This window comes from Candidatus Bathyarchaeota archaeon (genome assembly GCA_026014585.1).
In the GTDB taxonomy this organism is placed as follows: Archaea; Thermoproteota; Bathyarchaeia; order Bathyarchaeales; family Bathycorpusculaceae; genus Bathycorpusculum.
This window is the reverse complement of the sequence record JAOZIA010000002.1, coordinates 389,286-405,100: the sequence shown is the minus strand read 5'-3', so window position 1 is coordinate 405,100 and position 15,815 is coordinate 389,286. Positions and strand designations below refer to the sequence as shown.

The 15,815-nt window shown below is 45.3% G+C and carries 12 protein-coding genes; 7 read left to right on the top strand and 5 right to left on the bottom strand.

Annotated elements, in window-relative coordinates:
• Positions 1 to 14: 14 nt before the first annotated feature.
• On the top strand, positions 15 to 1,424 hold the full coding sequence (locus tag NWF01_02340) for an aspartate kinase (protein MCW4023857.1): 1,410 nt from the start codon (positions 15 to 17) through the stop codon (positions 1,422 to 1,424).
• A gap of 12 nt (positions 1,425 to 1,436) precedes the next feature.
• Here NWF01_02340 and NWF01_02335 read toward each other — a convergent pair whose 3' ends face one another.
• The 4 genes from NWF01_02335 to NWF01_02320 form a co-directional block, all read right to left on the bottom strand.
• Positions 1,437 to 1,925 (bottom strand): GIY-YIG nuclease family protein, encoded by a 489-nt coding sequence (locus NWF01_02335; GenBank protein ID MCW4023856.1) that lies wholly within the window; start codon positions 1,923 to 1,925, stop codon positions 1,437 to 1,439.
• A 17-nt stretch (positions 1,926 to 1,942) separates the two neighbouring features.
• Positions 1,943 to 3,997 (bottom strand): thioredoxin domain-containing protein, encoded by a 2,055-nt coding sequence (locus tag NWF01_02330; protein MCW4023855.1) that lies wholly within the window; start codon positions 3,995 to 3,997, stop codon positions 1,943 to 1,945.
• 86 nt (positions 3,998 to 4,083) lie between these two features.
• Entirely contained in the window at positions 4,084 to 4,740 is a 657-nt protein-coding gene (queC, locus tag NWF01_02325; protein MCW4023854.1) for a 7-cyano-7-deazaguanine synthase QueC, read from the bottom strand.
• Positions 4,737 to 5,258 (bottom strand): QueT transporter family protein, encoded by a 522-nt coding sequence (locus NWF01_02320; GenBank protein ID MCW4023853.1) that lies wholly within the window; start codon positions 5,256 to 5,258, stop codon positions 4,737 to 4,739. The genes queC and NWF01_02320 overlap by 4 nt, the downstream gene beginning before the upstream one ends.
• A 536-nt stretch (positions 5,259 to 5,794) precedes the next feature.
• On the opposite strand from NWF01_02320, the gene NWF01_02315 reads away from it, so the two are divergent.
• Positions 5,795 to 6,889, top strand: a complete 1,095-nt coding sequence (locus NWF01_02315) for a hypothetical protein (GenBank protein MCW4023852.1) — start codon at positions 5,795 to 5,797, stop codon at positions 6,887 to 6,889.
• Between the two features lie 4 nt (positions 6,890 to 6,893).
• Entirely contained in the window at positions 6,894 to 7,424 is a 531-nt protein-coding gene (locus tag NWF01_02310) for a hypothetical protein (protein ID MCW4023851.1), read from the top strand.
• Positions 7,425 to 7,463: 39 nt separating this feature from the next.
• On the opposite strand, the gene NWF01_02305 is transcribed toward NWF01_02310, so the two are convergent.
• Positions 7,464 to 8,042 (bottom strand): ACT domain-containing protein, encoded by a 579-nt coding sequence (locus NWF01_02305; protein ID MCW4023850.1) that lies wholly within the window; start codon positions 8,040 to 8,042, stop codon positions 7,464 to 7,466.
• A 123-nt stretch (positions 8,043 to 8,165) separates the two neighbouring features.
• Here NWF01_02305 and NWF01_02300 point away from each other — a divergent pair, with 123 nt between their 5' ends.
• Genes NWF01_02300 through carB form a run of 4 tightly spaced genes read left to right on the top strand, consistent with a single transcriptional unit; the run spans position 8,166 to position 15,343 of the window.
• Positions 8,166 to 9,371: an argininosuccinate synthase gene (locus NWF01_02300; protein ID MCW4023849.1), complete on the top strand. Its 1,206-nt coding sequence runs from the start codon at positions 8,166 to 8,168 to the stop codon at positions 9,369 to 9,371.
• Positions 9,372 to 9,392: 21 nt separating this feature from the next.
• Complete coding sequence (argH, locus tag NWF01_02295) at positions 9,393 to 10,889, top strand: argininosuccinate lyase (GenBank protein ID MCW4023848.1); 1,497 nt, start codon at positions 9,393 to 9,395, stop codon at positions 10,887 to 10,889.
• Positions 10,890 to 10,925: 36 nt separating this feature from the next.
• Entirely contained in the window at positions 10,926 to 12,074 is a 1,149-nt protein-coding gene (gene carA, locus NWF01_02290) for a glutamine-hydrolyzing carbamoyl-phosphate synthase small subunit (GenBank protein ID MCW4023847.1), read from the top strand.
• The gene (carB, locus tag NWF01_02285) at positions 12,074 to 15,343 is read left to right on the top strand and encodes a carbamoyl-phosphate synthase (glutamine-hydrolyzing) large subunit (protein MCW4023846.1); all 3,270 of its coding nucleotides are present in this window, start codon (positions 12,074 to 12,076) and stop codon (positions 15,341 to 15,343) included. The genes carA and carB overlap by 1 nt, the downstream gene beginning before the upstream one ends.
• The last annotated feature ends 472 nt before the right edge of the window (positions 15,344 to 15,815 follow it).

The following is a 15,815-nucleotide window of genomic DNA, read 5'->3' as shown; positions in this document are numbered from 1 at the left end:
TAGAGGACAATGCAATGAATAAGATAGTGATGAAGTTTGGCGGAACCAGCGTTGGCACTGGCGAAAGCATTCGGCATGTAGCTGACTTGGTGACGCAAAACGCAAAGGACTGCAAAGTTGCCGTGGTTGTTTCAGCGTTAGCTGGCGTTACCAATGGCTTGCTTGAGGTGGCTTGTCAAGCTAAAAAAAACGACGAAAAAAGAATCCAAGCCTTCACAAAAGAACTCCTAAAAAAACACACAGATGCCATCACCACAGCCATAACCAGCAAACAAATTCAAAATGACGTTACCCAAATCACCGAAAAAACCATCGCGGAACTCGAAAAGGTCCTAACGGGTATCTGCTACGTCGGCGAGCTTACCCCTAAATCTAAAGATTACGTGGTTTCCTTTGGGGAACGATTATCCGCACCCATAGTTTGGGGCGCCATAAAAGACCACAAAGTTGACACGCAATGCTTCACAGGAAAAGAAGCAGGCATCGTCACCGACTCCAACTTTGGCGAAGCAACCCCCCTGATGAACTTCACCACGCACCTTATTCGTGAGCGGCTCGGTCCACTCTTTGAGAAGGGCGTAATTCCGGTTGTCACAGGGTTTATCGCTGCAGACCAAAACGGCGTGGTTACCACTGTGGGACGCGGCGGCTCAGATTATACAGCAACGATTTTGGGTGTTGCATTGCAGGCTGATGAGGTTTGGATTTGGACCGACGTGGACGGCATCATGACCACTGACCCCAAACTCGTCTCATCCGCAAAAATGATTCCACAGCTAAGCTATCAAGAAGCGGCGGAAATGGCGATTTTCGGCGCAAAAGCCATGCACCCTCGCGCGTTGGGACCAGTAATCAAAGAAAACATCCCCGTTAGAATCCGAAACACCGCAAACCCCCAAAACACAGGTACACTCATCACTAAAGAGCCAATTGTTGATGCAAAGGAAGTTGTCAAAGCCGTTGCCATGATAAAAGATGTTGCAATGCTTAACGTGAACGGGGCAGGAATGGTTGGTGCACCGGGAAGCTACGCTAAAGTCTTTGATGTGCTGGGCAAAAACAACATCAACGTCATGATGGTCTCCGTAGCGGTTTCCGAAGCCAACATCTCCCTGATAATCAAACGCGGACTCTTAGGCAGAGCAATCAGTAACATCGAAATTGCCCTTTTGGAGCGTGGCGGAATCGTCAGCGAAGTCACTGCGGAAGATGATGTTGCAGTCATTGCCGTTATGGGCGCGAACATGAAAGGCACCTTGGGCGTTGCCTCAAAAATCTTCAGCACAACCGCCAAGAAAGGCATAAACATCCGCATGATAGCGCAAGGCAGCTCTGAGCTTAACATTTCCTTTGTCGTCAAAGAAAAAGACGGTGTAGCAGTTGTCCGCGCAATACATGAAGAATTTAATTTAGATAAACTCTAAATTTTTCTTTTTTTAAGTCAGGTCAAACCCTTGCTTTTGAAGTGCTTCTAAGGCATCCTGCATTTCACTTAATGCTTCAGCCAACTCACACTCTATGCTTTGCATAGTCCACTGCTGCATGAACATTCCCAGAAAATCAAAGCTTTCAGCGTGAAACAGGTGGCTTTTGCAGTTGCAGTCGGAACAACCAAACCCCTCAATCGACAAGGCATTTTCACTTATTAGCTGGGCGATTTTGCATTCGTCGGCTTTGCCTTTTTCCAGATAGTGCACCTTAGTTACTTTTGCTGCTTCATCATTGAGTAGGTAGTCAATGTGCCAGAAGAGGCGTTTTTCTTTGCTCAGATGCCGCTTTACTCTTTGCTCTAGATTGTTTTGGGCTGAGCCTACATATGCGTATATGCCCTTTTGGAATGTGCGTGTTCCCAGTTTGCCAATCTTTATCTCAATTGGTTTGTCTATTTCGATTACCAAGACGTAGATGCCTTTCAACGTGCTCATCAAGGGAGCGTTTGGTGTTATGGTTTAATATCTTTTATTCCCAACAGCTCAAGCATCACCGCGATGCTGTTGGTTGCTGGTAGGCAGGTTTGGTTTTGGCATACGTATGCGGTTGCTTTGCCCTCAACTTGCTGGTAATCAATGTTTGGAGTTTTGAGTTGGATGACAATGTCTGGTAGGTAATGTGTTCTTAGCTGTTTGAGCATTTCTTGTGTATCAGCCGCTTTAATGTCGCCCACAACGACCACGCTGTAGGATTTCCCAATCAGAAAGGGCAGGTTCGCTATGAAGTATGTGTAGGCTTCGGGTGCGGTTTCGAGTTCACGTGCAAACGTTTGCATCATCTGGTTTGCCAACGAATCATACAGTGGTTCATTGAGTAGTCGGCTAAGCCACAACAAATCATGCAATGCAACCGAGTTGCCTGAGGGGATTGCGCCGTCATATAGTTGTTTGATTTTTGGCATGCCTGTTTGGGTTTCTGTGGTTTGGAAAAAGCCGCCTGTTTTTTGGTCCCAGAATTTGCTCATCATCTCTTTGGAGAGTTCGTCTGCTGCTTTGAGGTATTTTTCTTCAAACGTTGCCTCATACAGTTCAATTAAGCCGAAAATGAAGAAGGCATAATCATCTAAAAATCCTTCAATTGACACTTCGCCTTCAACGCTGCGGTGATAAAGCATGTTGCCCTTGTGCATTTGGGTTAAGATATAATCAGCGGTTTTCTTTGCAGCCTCCACATATTTGGGTTGGTTCAGTACGCTGGCGGTTTTGGCTAATGCTGCAATCATCAAGCCATTCCAGTCAGTGAGAACCTTGGTGTCTGTTGCTGGCGGGATACGTTTTTTCCTAACATCATAGATTTGGTTGAGGATTTTTCCCATTCTTAAAATCAGTTGCTCAAGAGTCAAATTGTTATTCTGAGCAATGCCCTCCAGAGGCATAGGCATGTGCAGAATGTTTTTACCTGTCCAGCTTCCCCGCTCCAAATAGTTACCTTCGGGTTTGAGCCAAAACAGCTCCGAAGCCAACGCAAAATCCTCCTCTGACAGCACATTTTGGATTTCCTGTGTTGTCCAAAGATAATACTTTCCTTCTTCTCCTTCGCTGTCTGCATCCTGAGCAGAATAAAACCCACCCTGTTCATCTTGCATATCTCTTAGGCAGTAATCCAAAACTTCCTTAGCCGTTATCATAAATTTGCCCGCGCCCGTAGCTTGATAAGCTTCAACATACGCCAACGCCAGCAAGGCTTGGTCGTAGAGCATTTTTTCAAAATGGGGCACCAGCCACTGCTCATCGGTGCTGTAGCGGTGAAAACCCAAGCCGACTTGGTCAAAGATTCCGCCCAAACGCATCAGCCGTAGCGTCTTCTCAGCCATCTCCAACGCCTTCTGCTCGCCAGTTTGCCTGTAGTAGCGTAGGAGGAAGAGGAGTTTGTGGGGCGTAGGAAACTTTGGGGCTGAACCAAATCCGCCATTATCTGGGTCAAAATCCAGCTTTAGCCTGTCAAAGGTGTCTTGCATAATTTGGCTGCCTAATTGTTCGGGTTCACGTTTTTCTTGAACACTAAATCGTGATTTAATATCTGCACCCACAGTTTCCAGTTGCGCCCGCTGATTTTTCCATGTCTGCGAAATGTGAGGTATAAGGTCTATCATGCCGATTACACCGGGTCTGGACTGTTTGGGTATGTAGCTGGCGGCAAGAAACGGGTTAAGACTCGGCGTCATTATGATGTGAAGTGGCCAGCCACAGCGTCTGCCCATCGCTTGGCAAACTGCCATGTACGTGGCGTCTAGATCGGGGCGTTCTTCGCGGTCAACCTTGATGCACACAAACGCGTTGTTGAGTAGGTCGGCGACTTGTTGGTCGTTGAAGCATTCTTGTTCCATGACGTGGCACCAGTGGCAGGTGCTGTAGCCGATGCTTAGAAAAATTGGTTTGTCTTCTGCTTTGGCTTTGTCAAGAGCTTCTTGACTCCATGGGTACCAGTCAACGGGGTTGTATGCGTGCTGTTGTAGGTAGGGGCTTTTTTGGTGGATTAGCCTGTTGGGTTTTGGGGTTGTGCTCAAAAAAAAGACTTCCTAATCAATATTGAGAGTGGTTTTATTTAACTGTAGAGAAAGAAAAAAGAGAATAAGCTAATTAAGCTGCTGAGTTAGGCTTCATAATCTGTTGGGTCTTTGACGCCTGCTTCTTTGAATGCTTTTTTGCGGTTCACGCAGGACTCACATTTTCCACAATGAGCTTCCCTGTCCAGATAGCATGACCATGTAAGTTGCAGGGGAACACCTAAAGTTGCGGCTTCTTTTAGTAATTCAGCTTTTTTCATGTTGCTAAAGGGCGCCTTTATTGTGATGTCTTCGTCTGTTCCCAGTTTGGCTGCTTTTTCAAAGGCTTCGTAGAATTCTCGTCTGCAATCAGGATAAAATGGTTCATCAGAACCTTGAGCGCCATAAAAAATCTCTTTGGCTCCAACCGTGACTGCGTATGCGACGGCAACAGAGAGGAAAATGGCGTTTCTGAAAGGAACAATGATTGGGCTGCTGAATTCGGCTGTTAGGGGGATTTCCCGGTTTACAAGGGAAGTTGCTTCGCCGAAGATGTCTTTTAGGTTGCTTAGGTCAATGATTTTAGTGTTGGTGTTTAGGCTTTTGGCGATTTTTTGTGCTGCTTGGGTTTCTTTTTCAGCTATTTGTCCATACTTGAAGGTTATCGGGTATATCTGGTATCCTTTTGTTTTTGCCCAGTACGCAACCGTGGCGGAGTCTGGTCCACCGCTTAGAACTATTACACATTTTTTGGGTGTGCTCACTTTTTCTTTTCCTCCTCAATTGGGAACCATTTTTCAAATATGCCTGTTCTTTTTAGAAGTTTAAACATGGGCCACCCAATAAGCGTGGTTACAATGAGGTTACCCACCATAACCCATCCTATCGTCGGCAACAACGGCATATCAAAAACGGCAGATAGCATCCAGCCTACTGTCGTGCCTAGCACAAGTGAATACGCAATGCATGTTGCCAGCACAGAGTAATCATTTCTCGTCCGTTTGTACACATAATAGACTACAAAGGCCATGACAAAGGATGGAATTGTGTTTAGCAAATCCACTAATCCAACTGTGGAAAAGACGTTTCCTATAAACACGCCTAATGTGTGTCCTAAAACACCCGCGAAACCGACCAAGGGCACAACTGCAAGCATGGCATCGGCAATGCGGATGTTTACTAGTCCAAAAGATAAATCCCCTAAAACGACAACAAGCGCTGCGTAGAGTGCAGCATACATGGCAATAAATGCTATGATTTTGGTTTTTACTCTATTTTGCAAGTTTCTCCATCTCCCGGGTTTTATTTTAGTTGGCGGAACGGGTAGGAGATTCCACTCACCCGCCAATAACGCAAAGCACTACAATAAAATATTAAAAACTTGCTGACAAAAAACGAGTTTTCCCCAAAAACTTCAGTTTGTTTATTGAAAATGTTGCTTGTTTTCGATGGTTACAGTGAATCCTGTTTGTTTGGTTGATGCTTCTGTATACGGAATTGTGCTTTTGCTCTTGCAGTAGACCTCTCTCTCTATCTTTTGTGCATAGTTTGGCTATTAGGCTCCAAATATAAACGCAGTTACCCCTACCCTCTATAGTTTCTGCAATGAATTTCTAATAGAACCAAATACGATTTGTGTGCTTCCGTATTAGCTGACTAGGTTTGAGAGACCTTCATAGGTTTTTATGTTGTGACTTGGAAGGGCTGATACCGCCAAATCTTATATGTGTAAATATATAATTGTTTACGCGGGGTAAAACTTGCTGTTTTATGTCCTCATCGCTTGGGTAAAGCCAAAAAACATCCGGAGCTGAAAGAATGAATATTAAAAAAAGTTTAGAGCACCGTGTCAAAGGATGGTTCCCTAAAGGGCCAAATATGCCTGATAAAATGAACCTTCAATACCGTCAAGTAGAGCCTTTTGCGAGTAAGCCTAAATCTAACATATGGAAAAATATTGCATTCATAACAGGTGTTATGGCTGTTGCTGTTTACCTCTACAGTATCGTTCTCTCAAAAGGTGATGTTTTTCTTTTTTTCGATTTTGATATACGCTTACTTTTTATCCCTGTTTTGATGAGTTGGGTTATCTTTTGGTTACGGCGCCAGCGTGGACTTCATGATTGGTACAGTGGACTATTGCTTACAAGTGCTATTGGAATGGTGATGGGGGCAGGTTTGCTTTTTTGGTTTGCCATTCTTGATTTCATCGGTTACTGGGTAATCTCAATTGTGAATGTATCAATTTTCGGTTTGCTGTATGCTTGGGCACAAGAAACCCCTCAGCAAAAAAGTCTTAACATGAAAAAAACACTTTGCATACTGTTGGCCATAGCAGGAATCATTATACTGAGTACCTCATTAACTGTTACAGGGCATATAGAAGACAAATTGACCACTTTGGACCAGTATGAGCGAATTTTCGGAAATAGCATCAAGTTAACGGAGGGATTACCCGACGTAGCGGCATCGGCAAATTTGACAAACCAAGACCAAGTTATCATATCTATTATTGTGGCTAGTAAAAATAGCGCTGCTGGTCGGTCAAATCTTGATTTAACGATCAGCAATCAACCAGTCGGTTCTAATCAAACAGCCACGGTATTTTTTCATGAAATATCCATTAATAACGATTTCTATAGAAGGTGGACTGCTCCAGAGAACGGAACATACTATTTCCTGCTACACTACAATTTTGTCGCAGAGGGCTTTGCCACGACCTACATAGCTAAGCATTGGGTCTCAAGCGAACTGGTGCCAACACAGGTTTACGCACCATTACTCGCCCAGTATATGCTTCCAACCTTAATTTCAGGTATTGCGCTTATAGTTGCTGCATCATTGATTCCTATACTAAGAAAGTTAGATGAACGCGGGCACCCAAAGTTTTCTGCCCACTCATCCAGGAGTTGAAGACATGACAGTTAAAGAAAACCTCAAAAATCGAATCAGGGGCTGGTTTCCCCAAAATCCTGTATCGATGGGTGCATGTGCTTTTAACATTGATGAAAACAAATTTGGGAAGTTGCAGGATTATCGGTCTATTCGTAGGCGTTTATACAAAAAATACATTATTCCTGTCTTTATAGTTGATGCAATCCTTCTTATGCTGAGTTATTACCTGATAAGTCTTGATTTAATTGCTTCTGGTATTTATGGCTCGGCAATATTGGGTGTAGTTCTTTCTCTTCTGTATTTTAATTTAATTTTAGATATTTATGTTAGAAGAAAGACCAGTTTAAACCACTTTCTTTATGATACTGTTCCCATTGTTGCTGTACTAACAATCCTGTGCAATTTTATTTTCTGGGGTTTAACGCTCACTAATCTGGTTAGCTATACCGCGCTCTATTTTGCAATTGGCTCTACGGCTTTTCTCGCTTTTTTCTACAGCTTAGCAATTGATTATCATATTAGGGGTAAAAAAGCAGTTACTGACTTAACGTAAAACAAATGAACATTTATCCCATGCCCACAAGTCCAAACCTTAGCTCACTAGGTTTGATAAGACTTCATAGGTTTTTAGGCTGTCCTTCTTCTCTACAACGATGATGGTTTCTGTCCAGCAACTGATGAACTCAACCATGTTCACATTCTGCTCAGCAAGGCGGTTGGCTAAAAACGCGACAACTCCCGGTGTTGCTTCCAGTTCTTCGGGGGAGTGTACAACTATCATGGTGCAGTTGTCGTGGCGGTCAAGGGTGCTTATGCGTGGGGGCATCTCGTTTTTGTCAAGTAAATACACGAATTTGTCGAGTAGGTCGACTTTCATTGCTTTTTTTTGGTTGATTTCTTTGGAGGTTATCATGACGGCTTTGCGGTCGTATACTGCGATGTTGCTTTTTTTGAGTAGGTGGCGGACTTTTTCTTCTCGTCTTTTTTTGTGTTTTTGGAGTTCTTCGGAGTAGCGGCGCAGGGCTGCTTTTACTGCGCTGGTGTTGGTGGTTTTTAGTTCGCCTTGGAGTTGCCTTGATAGTTCGCTGAGATTGACTATGCCCTGCTCTAGGGCTTCGAGTAGATATGGTTTGTTTTTGAGAAGTTCGCGGACGTTTTGTGCTATGGTCATCTTAAGTTGAGTGTACCAAATGAAACATTTAAAGCTTGTTAAGTAACAAAAAAGTCACAACCTTTAAAAATACAGCCCTCAACGTAAGGGGAAGATTCAAAACCGTAATTGGGGGAGCTAACCATAAAAGAAAAAATTGTGCTCGCTTACAGTGGCGGATTAGACACATCCGTGCTAATCAAGTACATTCAAGAAAAATACGACGCCGATGTGATAACTGTAACTGTCGACGTTGGACAACAAGAAGACCTTGAGGGTGCAGCATTAAAAGCCCAAAACCTCGGCGTCTACAAACACTTCTCCATTGACGCCAAAGACGAGTTTGCCAAAGACTACATTTTCCCAGCAATCAAAGCCAACGCGCTCTACGAGGGCAAATATCCCATAAGCACCAGTCTTTCCCGACCTCTAATCGCCAAGAAAATGGTTGAAATCGCCCAAGCCGAAGGCGCAACGGGTCTTGCACACGGTTGTACTGGACGCGGAAACGACCAAGTTCGCTTTGATATATCTCTTAGCAGTTTGGCACCCGGCAAAAAAGTCCTCGCGCCCATTCGTGAATGGGGCATGACCCGCGAAGAAGAAATGGAATATGCCAAAACCAAAGGCATCCACGTTTCTGAAAACGCTAAAAAATACAGTATAGATGCCAGTGTTTGGGGACGCGCCATCGAATGCGGTTTACTTGAGGATGCAAACAATATTCCCCCAGATGACGCTTACGAGTGGACTGTCGCGCCCGAGAAGGCACCTGATAAACCAGAAATCGTCACCATCGGTTTTGAGGCAGGTGTTCCCGTTTCTGTTAACGGCAAAAAGATGGTGCCGCTTGAGCTTGTAATGGAAGTTAACAAGATTGCTGGACGAAACGGTGTAGGACGAATCGACCATATTGAAGACCGACTCGTTGGCATCAAATCCCGTGAAGTTTACGAGTGCCCAGCTGCGCTTGTTATACTTGAAGCCCACAAAGATCTAGAAAAGATGGTCATGACACGTCACCAAGTTCTTTTCAAACAGCATGTTGATGCTGAATGGGTGTTTTTGGCTTATGCTGGTTTATGGGTCGACCCCTTAAAGGATGATTTGGATGCTTACATTAACAAGTCACAAGAAAACGTGACAGGCGAAGTTAAACTGAAACTCTACAAGGGCAGCATGATAGTTATCGGGCGCAGCTCACCATACTCGCTCTATGACAAGAACCTTGCAAACTATAACATCAAAACCAGTTTCAACCAGTCATACTCACATGGATTCATTGAACTGTGGGGCTTGCAAACCCGAATGTACAACAGCTTAAAGAAAGCTGCCGAGGACGCCAAGTAACCAAACAATGTTTGAGGGAGGTTGAGGGAAACGTCAAAGATGCTGCATGGAGGACGCTTGGGAAACGTGCGTGATGACGTTGCCAAGTTTGCCTCCTCTATCAAAGATGACGCACGATTAGCAGACGCTGTCGTCGCCATAAACAAGGCACATGTTGCTATGTTGATTGAACAAAAAATCATCCCACAACAAGACGGTGCAAAACTCCTCATAGCGCTGACCAAAAACGAGAAAATCCAGCTTGACCCCTCAAAAGAAGACGTTCACATGGCAGTTGAAGAAGTGGTTCTGGCAGAAACAGGTCCTGAAGTCGGCGGAAACTTGCACATTGCCAAAAGCCGAAATGACCAAGTTGCCACTGCCATACGCATGGAACTGCGCAACGAATTGCTCTGCCTAATGGACCTCACATTAAATATGCAGCAAGCAATGATTGAAACCGCAAACAAACACGTCAGCACAGTTATCTTAGAGTACACTCATCTTCAGCCCGCCCAACCAGTCACCTTTGGGCATTATCTTCTCTTACACATTAATGGGCTCACTCGAGACCTCCAACGGCTCCAAGCGGCTTATCAGCACGTGAACCTGTGTCCACTTGGCGCTGGCGCACTAGCAACCACAAGTTTCCCAATTAACCGCCAAACCACCGCAAACCTTCTCGGGTTTGATGAGGTGTTGGATAATTCGCTCGATGCAGTTGGTAGCCGAGACTTTATTGTGGAAACCGTTTCTGCGTTGGCGTTGATGGCTGTGAATTTGAGCCGTTTAGCTGAAGATTTCATTGTTTGGAGTTCACCCGAGTTTGGCGTGGTGGAGTTGCCTGACGAGTTCACCAGCACCAGCAGCATTATGCCTCAAAAGAAGAATCCTGAAGTTCTCGAAATAATTCGGGCACGAGCAAGTTACGCGCTTGGCGATTACGTGGTGTGCGCTGGGATTTTGAAGAGTTTACCCACCACTTATAATTTGGATTTGCAGGAAGTCACACCTAAACTATGGGCAACAATAGACAACCTCTCCAAATCCCTAACGATCCTAACCCAGCTAATTCCAAACATCAAAGTTACCCAAATCAAAGAGGACGACCCGGCAGCAGGGTTTGTTGGCGCAACCGAGCTGGCAAACATGCTTGTCCGCAAGTACAATGTACCCTTCCGTACAGCTCACAAAATCGTGGGTGCACTCGTGAAGGTGCTTATTGAGCAGGGAAAGACTCTGTCAGGTGCAATGCCAGATTTGCTGGCTAAATGTGCCTTGGAAGCTTCCAATTTAAAATTGAACGTTAAAAACGCTGATATCGTTGAATGCGCAAATCCCATCAAACTAATAGAAACCTATAAAGTTCAAGGCGGACCTTCAACGGCAGAGGTTAAAAAATCCTTAGTACTAAGCCAAAAGCGCATCGACACCTCCAAGGCAAGCATAGACAAACTCAAAAAAGGCATTGCTCAATCCCAAAAACTGCTACAGGACACGGTAACCTCTTATTCTGGGCTGGGTAGCTCAAAAACATAACACTTAAAAAGTTAAAATTGCAGGTTGAATAGGGCTTTGGTCCCACAAAATACATCCATCAAAAATAAGAAAGCTGTTCTGCTACTTGAAGACGGAACGTCATTTATCGGGAAAGGTTTTGGAGCAACAGGAAAAATCAGCGGGGAAGTCGTTTTTGCAACACAAATGGTCGGCTACCCCGAAGCACTCACTGACCCGTCCTATAAAGGGCAGATTTTAACATTCACTTATCCAATGGTTGGCAATTATGGTGTTCCAAGAAATGACATGGACCATGGGCTGCCACTGTTTTTTGAGTCCGACCACATCCAAGTCCAAGGCCTAATCATACATGAACTCTGCCATGAACCCTTTCATTGGGCATCCGCACGAACGCTGGACAAGTGGCTCAGCGACGAAGGCGTGCCGGACATTTACGGTGTGGACACCAGACGCTTAACCAAGAAACTGCGAACGCACGGTGTAATGCTGGGTATACTTCAAACTTTTGATGCAGGCGAAAAACCCGATTTGGAAGCGCTTCTAAATAACGGCAAAAACATCGCTGACCCCAACCAAACCGACCTAGTAAAAGAGGTCTCCGTCAAGAAACCCTGCAAATACACTGTAGATGGCGCAAAAAAAACCGTTGTCCTAATCGACTGCGGAGTAAAATACAACATAATCCGTAACCTGCTCAAGCGGGGAATAAACGTTGTCCGTGTTCCCTATGACACCTCAGTTGAGGAAGTTTTAAGCTACAACCCCGACGGTGTATTTCTCAGTAACGGACCTGGTAACCCTAAGAAATGTGTAAAAACAATCGAAACCATCCGAGAAGTTGCCGATAAGCTTCCTTTGATGGGAATTTGTTTAGGTGCACAAATTTTGGCTTTAGCCTTAGGTGCTGACACTTACAAGCTCAAGTTCGGTCACCGTGCACAAAACCAGCCCGCACTTGACCTAAACAATAACCGCTGCTACATAACCACTCAAAATCACGGGTACGCAATAGATATGGATTCCCTAAAGAGCACACCCTTGGAACCATGGTTTATTAACCCTAACGACAAAACCGCCGAGGGTATTAAGCACAAAAATAAGCCCATTTTTGCTGTGCAATGGCATCCCGAGGCATCTCCAGGACCCTACGATACCGAACTGTTGTTTGACAAGTTCGCAAAAACCTTGGAGGCAAGAGCTTAATGCCCAAGTTTGAATGGATCAAAAAAGTGTTGGTTCTGGGCAGTGGAGCCATCAAAATCGGTGAAGCCGCCGAGTTCGACTACAGCGGTAGCCAATGTCTAAAAGCCCTAACCGAAGAAGGCATAGAAACCGTATTAATTAACCCCAACATTGCAACCATCCAAACCGACCCCAGATTATCAGGCAAAGTGTACCTTCTTCCAGTAACGCCTGAATTTGTTGAGAAAGTCATCGTTAAAGAACGCCCAGATGGCATACTGCTGGGATTTGGCGGACAAACTGCACTTAACTGCGGCATTGAACTAGCAAAAACAGGTGTGCTTGACAAATACAACGTGAAAGTGCTGGGAACCCCCGTTTCAGCCATAGAAGACACGGGTGACCGCGAAAGATTCCGTCAGGCAATGCTCAAAGCTAACGTTACACCACTGAAAAGCAAATCCGCAACCAGTGTGCAGGCGGCTTTGGATGTTGCAGAGGAGATTGGTTATCCTGTTATTGTTCGTGTTGCTTACACTTTGGGCGGTAAAGGCTCAGGCGTAGCGCATGATGAGCGAGAACTCAAAGAAATTGCAACTCGTGGTTTAGCTCAGAGTCGTATCACTCAAGTTTTAATTGAGGAGTATGTGGGTCACTGGAAAGAAGTCGAGTACGAGGTTATGCGGGATTACGCGGGCAACTGCTTAACAGTGTGTAACATGGAAAACTTTGACCCCATGGGCGTACACACAGGCGACTCAATCGTTGTTGCACCATCTCAAACAATGAGCAACCGCGAATACCACCTAATACGTTCCACTTCACTAAATGCAATTCGAAGCTTAGGTATCGTGGGCGAATGCAACATTCAATGGGCACTGCACCCTAAGTCTGAGGAGTACCGCGTCATCGAAGTAAACTCCAGAATGTCTCGTAGCTCCGCGTTGGCAAGCAAAGTTACAGGTTACCCACTGGCTTATATCGCAACGAAACTCACTTTGGGCTATCTTTTGCCTGAACTGGTAAACAAAGTCACTGAAGTTACAACCGCTTGTTTCGAGCCAGCCCTTGACTACATCACCGTGAAGATTCCACGTTGGGACCTCCAGAAGTTCAAGAATGCTGACCGTCATGTTGGTCCACAGATGCGTAGTGTGGGGGAGGTAATGGCTATTGGTAGGTGTTTTGAGGAGGCACTTCAGAAAGCGGTTCGTATGCTGGACACGGGCAAGATTGGACTTGTCTGTAACCCTGAAGATTCAGAGCCCGAGTCGGAAGCCAAAATCCGTGATGCAATGGCAAACCCCACCGACGAGCGCCTATACAAAATAAGCAAAGCCCTCCGCATGGGCATTAGCATACCCGAACTCTACCGCATCAGCGGCATAGACCCCTTCTTCCTTCACAAAATCCAAAACATCCTTGACATGGAAACCAAACTCACCGAAATAAACCTCGCCGACCCATCAGCCGCAGAAATCGTCCGCGAAGCCAAACGCATCGGCTTCTCCGATGAACAAATTGCAGTATGCCAAGAAACCAAGGAAGACACAATCCGCACCTACCGCAAAAGCAACGGCATACTTCCAGTGGTTAAGCAGATTGACACATTAGCAGCGGAATGGCCAGCCAAAACCAACTATCTCTACATGACCTACGGCGGAGACGAAGATGACGTAGATTTTAGCAACAACCAAAGCAAAGTTGTCGTGCTTGGTGCAGGCGTTTTCCGTATCGGTTCTAGTGTTGAGTTTGACTGGTGCGGTGTTAACACGATTTGGGCGCTCAAAAAGAATGGCATAAAAGAAGCCATCATGGTAAACTATAACCCTGAAACCGTCAGCACAGACTATGACATATCAGACAAACTCTACTTTGAAGAACTCACCAAAGAACGCATTTTAGACATCTGCGACAAAGAAAACCCGCTCGGAGTAATCACCAGTGTAGGCGGACAAATTCCAAACAACCTCTCAATGCCCCTCTCAGATGCGGGCATAAACATTTTGGGAACCTCAGCGCAAAACGTGGACCTAGCCGAGGACCGCTCAAAATTCAGTGCGCTGCTTGACCAACTTGGCATAAAACAGCCTGGCTGGAGCAAACTGCTCTCCATTACCGAAGCTAAACGGTTCGCTGAGAAAATCGGGTACCCAGTTATCGTACGTCCAAGCTATGTACTGTCAGGTTCAGCTATGCGTGTGGCTTATAATGAGGCAGCGCTGGAGAACTTCCTAAAGCTTGCGGCAAAAGTTTCCCGAGACCACCCAGTGGTTATCAGCAAATTCATCAACCGCGCCAAAGAAGTCGAAGTTGACGGAGTCTCAGACGGCGAAAGTGTGCTGATTGGCGCTATCATGGAACACGTGGAAAACGCAGGCGTCCACAGCGGCGATGCAACCATGACCATTCCACCCCAAGCACTCAAACCTGAAGTTCAAAAGAAAATCGAAGAAGACACCATAAGCATCGTACGAGCCCTCAAAATCCACGGACCATACAACATACAATATCTCGTCAAGGACGACGTAGTCAACGTTATCGAATGCAACCTACGCGCGTCACGTTCTATGCCGTTTGTAAGCAAAACCCGCGGCGTAAACATGATTGAGCAGGCAACCTTGGCTATGTTGGGTAAAAAAATCACCGTAAACCTCTCACCCATGAAAATTGCGCCTCACGTGGGCGTTAAGGTTCCCCAATTCAGCTTTATGCGTCTTAGTGGAGCTGACCCAGTTTTGGGTGTGGAAATGCTTAGCACAGGCGAGGTGGCTTGTCTTGGCGAAAACTTTGCGGATGCCTTCTCTAAAGCGATGCAGGCAGCAGAGTTCACATTGCCTCCCAAAGACGGAGCCGTCTTACTCAGCGTTGGTGGGGACAAAACACGCAAACAACGTGTAATCCCGCTTGCTCAGGCTTTTGCCGATTTAGGCTTTAGACTCTACGCAACCGCGCACACTGCAGGTGTTCTTAACGAGGCAGGCATACAGACCAAGGTGCTCTATAAAGTCAACGAGGGAAACGACCCCAACATACTAGATTATCTGCAGGAACACAAAATCGACTTAGTCATCAACGTGCCCATGGCAAACAAACGCTCAAACATATCTGACATAATCACTGATGGTTATGTAATTCGGCGTCAAGCAGTAGAATTTAACATACCTGTAATCACTAACCTGCAGCTCGCCGCAGCGCTAGTGGATGTGCTTAAACAGAAAGACCAAAATGGCAACACAATACGCAGCCTCAACGAGTACATGGACAAGCTACCGTGGAAAGTCTGGTAGCATCAATCCAATTTTTTAAACGGGTATAGACGAGGATTGCTCCTCCAACTATAAAATTTAGGCATCCCCACATGAAGGCGACTTCATAATCGGCTGTACAGTCTGGGTAAAATAAGCTTGCTAAAATTAGATAATACGGAATAGCCGTTAGTATACCTGTCAAAAATAAGACAGCGCCCGCAGGTCTGCGGAAACGCTTACTTTTTATTGAAACTCCAATTCCACCCAACAGCAAACCAAGCATAATAACCGAAATTACAGGATAATATACGACGTGGATTCCTGCCTGCGTTGAATATACCCTGATGAATTGAAGCATATTTTACAACAGTGACTAATTTGTTTTGTTTTTTCTTAAAAGCTTTTACACACTCCAATTAATCAAGCCCAACTGGGCTTTTTTTCCAACTAATCCTATTAGGTTTTATCGGGAAAATATTATATTGCTGCACCACCTTCTCGATTGTTCACT